This window comes from Xanthomonas sp. SHU 308 (assembly GCF_000364645.1).
GTDB lineage: Bacteria > Pseudomonadota > Gammaproteobacteria > Xanthomonadales > Xanthomonadaceae > Xanthomonas_A > Xanthomonas_A sontii.
This window is the reverse complement of the sequence record NZ_AQOK01000153.1, coordinates 1-7,369: the sequence shown is the minus strand read 5'-3', so window position 1 is coordinate 7,369 and position 7,369 is coordinate 1. Positions and strand designations below refer to the sequence as shown.

Annotated in this window: 5 protein-coding genes and 1 pseudogene; 4 read left to right on the top strand and 2 right to left on the bottom strand. The window is 68.4% G+C overall.

All coding sequences use genetic code 11. From position 1 onward, the window contains the following. Both mreC and D588_RS0106425 read right to left on the bottom strand, forming a co-directional pair. The coding region (gene mreC / locus D588_RS0106430) for a rod shape-determining protein MreC (protein WP_017915400.1) at nucleotides 1-889 on the bottom strand (889 nt) is incomplete at its 3' end. 170 nt (nucleotides 890-1,059) lie between these two features. After that, nucleotides 1,060-2,106: a rod shape-determining protein gene (locus D588_RS0106425; RefSeq protein WP_010343692.1), complete on the bottom strand. Its 1,047-nt coding sequence runs from the start codon at nucleotides 2,104-2,106 to the stop codon at nucleotides 1,060-1,062. Between the two features lie 260 nt (nucleotides 2,107-2,366). Between D588_RS0106425 and D588_RS0106420 the strand changes: the two genes are divergently transcribed. From D588_RS0106420 to D588_RS24155, 4 genes and pseudogenes are all read left to right on the top strand, one after another. Next, a complete protein-coding gene (locus tag D588_RS0106420; protein ID WP_017911561.1) occupies nucleotides 2,367-3,299 on the top strand; it encodes a carbohydrate kinase family protein in 933 nt (310 codons plus the stop codon). Between the two features lie 547 nt (nucleotides 3,300-3,846). After that, the gene (locus D588_RS0106415) at nucleotides 3,847-4,317 is read left to right on the top strand and encodes a hypothetical protein (protein ID WP_345775583.1); all 471 of its coding nucleotides are present in this window, start codon (nucleotides 3,847-3,849) and stop codon (nucleotides 4,315-4,317) included. Between the two features lie 49 nt (nucleotides 4,318-4,366). Further along, the gene (locus tag D588_RS0106410) at nucleotides 4,367-6,112 is read left to right on the top strand and encodes an XVIPCD domain-containing protein (RefSeq protein WP_017915398.1); all 1,746 of its coding nucleotides are present in this window, start codon (nucleotides 4,367-4,369) and stop codon (nucleotides 6,110-6,112) included. 318 nt (nucleotides 6,113-6,430) lie between these two features. Continuing rightward, nucleotides 6,431-7,369, top strand: a pseudogene (locus D588_RS24155) (GAF domain-containing protein); the annotation flags it as partial.

Here is a 7,369-nt window from a genome sequence, read left to right as displayed (position 1 = left end):
CCGCTGCCCCTGCCGCTGCGGCAGGCGTCGCCAATTCCCGATTCCCGATTCCCCATTCCCGGCTCTTCAACAACAACACATCCCGCCCGCGGTCCAGCTTCGCCGCCGGCTTCAGTTCGCCGACCAGGAAGGCGTGGGTGTCGTCCGGGCGCAGGGCGGAGATGGTGCCGACTGGGAAGCCGGCCGGGAAGCGGCCGCCCAGGCCGGAGGTGACGATCTCGTCGCCCACCTCGACGCCGGCGCTGAGCGGGATGTCGCGCAGTTCCAGGCTGCCGCCGCGGCCGTAGACGATCAGGCGTACGCCGTTGCGCGCCACCGTCACCGGCACCGCGTGGTCGGGGTCGGTCAGCAGCAGCACGGTGGAGTGCAGCGGGGTCACAGCGATCACCTGGCCCATCAGGCCGCCGGCGTCGATCACCGCCTGGCCGACGTGCACGCCGTCGCGGCTGCCGGCATCGAGCACCAGGCGCTGCCGGGTCGGGTCCAGGTCGATGTCCAGGATCGGCGCCAGTTGCACGTCCAGGCCGCGGCGCTCGGCCACGCCCAGCAGTTCGCGCAGCTGCGCGTTGTCCAGCGCCGCGGTCTGCAGCCGGGTCAGGCGCGCCTTGGCGATCAGCAGTTCGTTGCGCAATGCGCGGTTTTCCTTGACCAGCTGCGCGTGGCTGGCCGCGTTCTCCTGCACCTGCGACCCCAGCCGTCCTGGCAGGCCGGCGAGCGCCCAGATCGGCTGCACCAGCACCGTGGCCTGGCTGCGCAGGCGGGCCAGCCAGTCGGCCTGCGCGTCGAGCACGATCAGCACCAGCGCCAACGCCAGGTAGGCCAGCAGGCGCGGCGTGCTGGCGGATTCGCCAGGGCGGGCGGTGACGGGAGGACCGGCGTAAGGAGGCACGGGCTAAAGCCGGGAATGGGGAATAGGGAGTGGGGAATCGAACAACAACGGCGCGCTCCCGGCGCGATCGGGCCGGGGCGCAGGCAGGCGAGTGGAGAGGGAGCCGGCAGTGCGGAGGCGGAGGGGCCATTCTATTCCCCATTCCCGACTCCCCATTCCCGGCCTCACATTCACTCCGGCGCGAAGAACTCGTTGCCGTGCATGTCCACCAGTTCCAGCGCACGGCCGCCGCCGCGGGCCACGCAGGTCAGCGGATCGTCGGCGACCTGCACGTGCAGGCCGGTTTCCTCGGAGATCAGCCGGTCCAGGTCGCGCAGCAACGCACCGCCGCCGGTCAGCACGATGCCGCGCTCGGCGACGTCGGCGCACAGTTCCGGCGGGGTCTGCTCCAGCGCCAGCTTGACCGCCGAGACGATGCCCGACAGCGGCTCATGCAGCGCTTCCAGCACTTCGTTGGAGTTGATCTTGATCATCTTCGGCACGCCCTCGGCGAGGTTGCGGCCGGAGATCTCCATCTCCTGCACCACCGCCTGCGGGTAGGCGCAGCCGATCTCCAGCTTGATCCGCTCGGCCGTGGCCTCGCCGATCAGCATGCCGTGGTTGCGGCGCACATAGTTGGTGATCGACTCGTCGAAGCGGTCGCCGCCGATGCGCACCGACTGCGAATAGACGATACCGTTCAGCGAAATGACCGCGACCTCGGTGGTGCCGCCGCCGATGTCGATGACCATCGAGCCGCGCGCCTCGGTGACCGGCATGCCGGCGCCGATCGCCGCGGCCATCGGTTCCTCGATCAGGTACACGTCGCGGGCGCCGGCCTCCTCGGCCGATTCCTTGATCGCGCGGCGCTCGACCTGGGTGGAGCCGGCCGGCACGCAGACCAGCACGCGCGGGCTGGGACGCAGGAAGCGCGACTTGTGCACCTTCTTGATGAAGTGCTTCAGCATCGCCTCGGTGTAGGTGAAGTCGGCGATGACGCCGTCCTTCATCGGGCGGATGGTGGTGATGTGGCCCGGGGTACGGCCGAGCATCTGCTTGGCCTCGGCGCCGACCGCGGCGACCGAGCGGGTGCCGCCGATCGCCCGGTCCTGGCGCACCGCGACCACCGACGGTTCGTTCAGCACGATGCCCTGGCCACGCACGTAGATGAGGGTGTTGGCCGTGCCCAGATCGATGGACAGGTCGTTGGAGAACATGCCGCGGAGTTTCTTGAACATCGGGGGATTGGGTCCTGGGGCGCGCGCCGTCGCCAGAGTGGCGAAAAAATGGGCAGAAAACGAAGTCCGCTAGCCTAGCAACCCGCCTGGGTGCGGGCAAGGAAAATTCTCGCTAAAACCACGCGTTGCGTGGTATCGGCGGGACCGCGATGGATCGTGGTTCTGGCCCTGCCGGGCCGCAGCCGTTACCCTTTGCGCCGCGGCGACCCCGCCCCTCGCCCGCCTGAATGCGGGCTCATTCCTCCGCCAAGGCCTGCCCGATGTCTGCACTGATCTGTGGTTCTCTCGCTTACGACACCATCATGGTGTTCCCGGACCAGTTCAAGAACCACATCCTGCCGGACAAGGTGCACATCCTGAACGTGTCGTTCCTGGTGCCGCGGATGCGCCGCGAGTTCGGCGGCTGCGCCGGCAACATCGCCTACAACCTGCACCTGCTGGGCGGCCACCCGATCCCGATGGGCACCGTGGGCCAGGACTTCGGCCCGTACCGCGAGCATTTCCAGGCGCTGGGCATCGACCTGTCGCGGGTCAAGGTGATCGAGGAGCTGTTCACCCCGCAGGCGTTCATCACCACCGACCACGACAACAACCAGATCACCGCGTTCCATCCGGGCGCGATGATGCGCAGCTACGAGAACCACGTGAAGGACGTGCCGGGCGTGACCCTGGGCCTGGTCGGCCCGGACGGGCGCGAGGGCATGATCCAGAACGCCGAGGAGTTCAGCGCCGGCGGCGTGCCGTTCATCTTCGACCCCGGCCAGGCCATGCCGCTGTTCAACGGCCCGGAGCTGCGCCAGTTCATCGAGCAGGCCGACTACGTGGTGGTCAACGACTACGAGTCCAACCTGCTGCAGGAGCGCACAGGCTGGAACGAGAAGGACATCGTCTCGCGCGTGCAGGCCTACATCACCACCCAGGGCCCCAAGGGCGCCCTGGTCCACACCCCCGAGAAGACCTACGACATCCCGCCGGCGCACGAGCGCCGCGTGGTCGACCCCACCGGCTGCGGCGACGCCTTCCGCGCCGGCCTGATCTTCGGCATCCAGCGCGGCTGCGACTGGCTGACCATCGGCCGCATGGGCAACCTGATGGGCGCCCTGAAGGTCGAGCACCCGGGCACGCAGAACCAGCGCTTCGACTTCGACGAATTCAACGACCAGTTCAAGCAGCAGTTCGGTTACGCGTTGTAAGGCTAGGGCAGTACCGGCGGAACGGCAGCGTCGACGCCCGGCCATCGCGCTTGCCGGACGCCTACCCGGCGGGCCGCCGTTCCACGACCGATTGCGACGCGGCATCCAGGCTTGCGGCGCCGATCCGGGCGGGGCTAGACTCGGCCGCCCGCGTCGATGGAATGATCGGATGGACACCGCGCCTCGCTGGACCGCCAGGATCCTGGCCGCCGCACCGATCCCGCGTGGACTGCTGCTCTCTCTGTGCTGCGCGGCGACCCTGTGCGCCTGCGGCAACGCCGCCCAGGCACCCGCGAGCGCGACTCCCTCCGTGCCCCCGACCGCCCCCGCGCCTGCCGCGAACGGCCCGACGGCGCCTGCTGCGACGCACGATGCGGCGGCCGCGCAAGTGCCCCCCGGCCACTATGCCACCCAGCCCGGCTGGGGCCAGCTGACCGTGCAGCCCGATGCACGCTTCACCCTCGAAACGCAGAATGTCGATGCCGGTTGCAGCTTCAGCGGCACGCTGCACGGGACCCAGGCCACGGTCGACGACGGCACCTGCACGCTGCAGTTCGCACCCAAGGCAGACGGCGTGGCGGTGTCCGCCACGGCCGGCGCCGAGAGCGCGTGCCGGGAGTACTGCGGCGGCAACGGCAGCTTCGCAGGCGACTATCTGAAACAGGCTGCGACCTGCACGCCCGAAGCCATGCAACGAACGCGCAAGGCCTTCCAGGCATCCTACGATCGCAAGGACTATGCGGGTGCCGAAGCGGCGCTCGCGCCGCTCTATCGCGACTGCGTGGCGGCCCTCAGCTTCAGCGACGCCGGCGCCATCCGCAACGACTACGCGCTGACCCAGCATAAACTCGGCGACGATGCCGGATGCCGGCAGACACTGGCGCCCTACCAGGACGACGCCAAGCGCAGCGACGACGCCATCAGCGAGGGCATGACGCCCGCCCTCGTCGACGATTACCTCCGCGTGATCCGCGCCGCACGCACCAACCTCAAGCTCTGCGGAGCAGGCAGAGGCTAACGCGAACGCAAGCGTCTACAGGCACGACACACCATCGGGGAACAGCGACATGTCCGATCCAAACACCGCCCCCACCGCGGCAACGCCGCAACTCACCGACGCGCAACTCAAGACCTTGGGCTACTTCGCCATCGGCGTGGCCTCGGAAGGCAGCCTGGGCTCCAAGAATGTGGCCTATCACCTGTCGTTCGCCGGATCGATCGAGGGCAACACGCTCAAGCCGGTGGCCAACAGCGGCTTCAGCATCGGCACGCTGCAGACCGACCTGGGCGCACATCCGGATGTCGTCCCGACGCTGGTGGATGCCTACCAGACATGGGCCGCCCGGCAGACTCCGAGCCTGGCGCTGTCGGAAAACCAAAGAACACAGACGATCTCCGATCTGCAGCGCAATGGCGATGCCATCCGCGCAGACAACGGCCGCGCACCCGATGCAACCGTGCTCAAGAACCTCAATACCTTCCTGGCCTCCGATGCAGGCGTGCAATTCGTGCACGATCGCGACCGCACGCAGATCGACCATCTGATGCGCGAAGGCGACGGCAAGAAGGACCATGGCGGCGCGCTGCACCAATTGCGCCAGACGGAGTTGTACAAGAACGCGAGCCTGGACGACCAGGCCAAGTACGCCACCGTGCTGATGAAGCTGGAGAACCAGGCCGGCAAGAGTCAGTATCCGAAGATCCTCAAGGGCATCAACGACGGCAGCCTCGGCAGCGTCGAGGACGTGGTGAACAAGGTCGACGCGCTGCTGCCGAACAAGGCCAACAAGAAAGGCGAGGTGGTGCCCGACTACATCGAGAGCGGCGTCCACCACGCGCTCGCAGGTACCGAGGTATTCAACAAGCTCCGTGCGGCGCAGCCCGGGAATCCCCTGCATGATGCTTTTGCGGCGGTTTCCGCCGACCCATTGCGCAGCCCGGTCGACCTGAAGGGCGATACCGCGCACGCGGATGCGCTGCATCAGTACAACGCGACCAAGACCCTGTTCCTGCAGAACGGCCAGTCGCCAAAACTGATCGGCGCCCTCGACCAGGACAGTGCGTTCGGCTACAACCTCAAAGGCCGGAACGGCAAGACGGTCGCGCAGTCGTCGAGCCTGTTCGGCGCGGACAACGATGTGGTCGTCTTCGATGGGAACGGTCACGGTACCGCCTTCGTCGGCGGCAAGTGGAGCGCGGTGCAGCGCGACGAGGTCAAGCGCGTCGGCAATGCCGATCAGAGCGTGGATCTTCAACTGCGCAAGGACGGCAAGAGCGAAACGCTGCTGCACGTACCGACCCCGGCGCAGTTGCGCGAACGCAGCGAGCAGCAGCAACCGCAAACGCCTGCGCCGGATCGCGCTCCGGCGTCGGCGCCCGGCCCGAACGACGCCAGCCACCGGAATCATGCGCTGCTCGAGCAGATCCGCGAGGGCGTCAGAAGGATCGACCAGGATCTGGGCAAACCGTACGATGCGGCCAGCGAACGCCTGAGCCGTGCTGCGCTGGCCGCTTGCCGGGACAATGGCGGCCCCGGCAACGCGCCGCTGGCGTCGAACGCACTGGAACGGGCCGATCGCGTGGCGCTCACCGAGAAGGGCCATCTGGTGGTGGTCGAAGGTGAACAGCGCGACCCGGCGCAAAAGCGCGCCAGCGTGGATGTGCAAGTGGCGCTCGCCACTCCGGTGGAGCAGTCCAACCAGCGACTGCAGGCCGCGAACCAGGCGATCGACCGCGAACGGCAACTCACGCAACAGCAGGAATTGGCGCGCGAGCGGGACGCACCGAGCCGCAACGGCCCGGCACTGGCATAACCCGACTTCGGCCGGGCGCATGCGGCAGCGCGCATCGCGCCGTCTGCGTAGCAGGCGGTGCGGTGCGGCACTCGATTCGATTCGCCCCGTCGCCGTTCCCCCCGCGCGACGGTGGATGCGGATGCACTACGACAGGGTGCTGCCGGAGCGCGGCGTGTCCTGCACGCCCACCGACAGTCATGATGGAGCGAGGCTCCCAGCGCGACCGGGGGATCGACGGCGGGCAACGCCATCGCTTTGCTGCACTGCGGGTTGAGCCCAGGCCTGGTTTGTGCGTCACTTGCGCCAGGGGCCCCCTGGGGGGACGAGAGCGCGCCCATGTCCGAGTCGACTGTCGCCAGCCTCGCGCAAGCCAAGGCCGTCGCAGCATCCGCCGCCGAGGCCGACTGTGCGCCGCTGGCGCGCATGCGCCATTTCCGCCAGATCGAGTCCCTGCCGCCGGTGCTGGCACGCTCGTGGCGGCGCTGCCTCGACGAGTACGGCCTGGCCCCGGACACCCACCCCTCGCCGATGGTCCATGACGACGGTGAGTTGCGCGAGCGCCAGCAGCGGCTGGAGGCGCTGCTGCGCATCGCCAAGGTGGAGATGGAAAATCTCTACGAACAGATCGCCGGCGGCAGCTACGCGGTGGTGTTCGCCGACACCGAGGCCACGGTCCTGCACAGCGTGCAGGATCCGGCGCTGCTGCGTGCGTTCCGCGAGACCGGGCTGTTCTGTGGCGCCAGTTGGGCCGAACGCTACCAGGGCACCAACGGCATCGGCACCTGTGCGGTGGAGGGCAGTGCGCTGAGCGTGCACCGCGGCGAACACTACCTGGAGCGGCACCTGCCGTTGTCCTGCAGCGGCGCGCCGATCCTGGATCCGCAAGGCCATCTGCTGGCGGTGCTGGACGCCTCCACGCCCGACCCGCGCGACACCAAGCTGGTGCAGCGCCATACCGGCGCGCTGGTGCGCATGTCGGCAGCGCAGATCGCCCGCGCATACTTCCTGGAACAGTACCGGCATGCCTGGATCCTGCGCTTCCACAGCCGCCCGGAGTTCGCCGGGCTGCTGCACGAAGCGTTGATCGCGGTGGACAGCGATGGCCGCGTGCTCGCGGTCAACGAGGCCACGCTGGAACAGCTCGGCAAGCCCGACCGTTCCCCGCTGGTCGGGCGCGACATCGCCCAGGTGATGCAGCTGGATTTCGACACGCTGGAGCAGCGCGCGCGCAAAGACGCCAGCACGTTGTGGTCGATCCGCTGCGCCTGCCACGGC

Excerpts from the sequence above, each read along its gene's own strand:
- D588_RS0106420 (WP_017911561.1), top strand. The coding sequence starts at position 2,367 with ATGTCTGCACTGATCTGTGGTTCTCTCGCTTACGACACCATCATGGTG.
- D588_RS0106410 (WP_017915398.1), top strand. The coding sequence starts at position 4,367 with ATGTCCGATCCAAACACCGCCCCCACCGCGGCAACGCCGCAACTCACC.
- D588_RS0106425 (WP_010343692.1), bottom strand. The coding sequence starts at position 2,106 with ATGTTCAAGAAACTCCGCGGCATGTTCTCCAACGACCTGTCCATCGAT.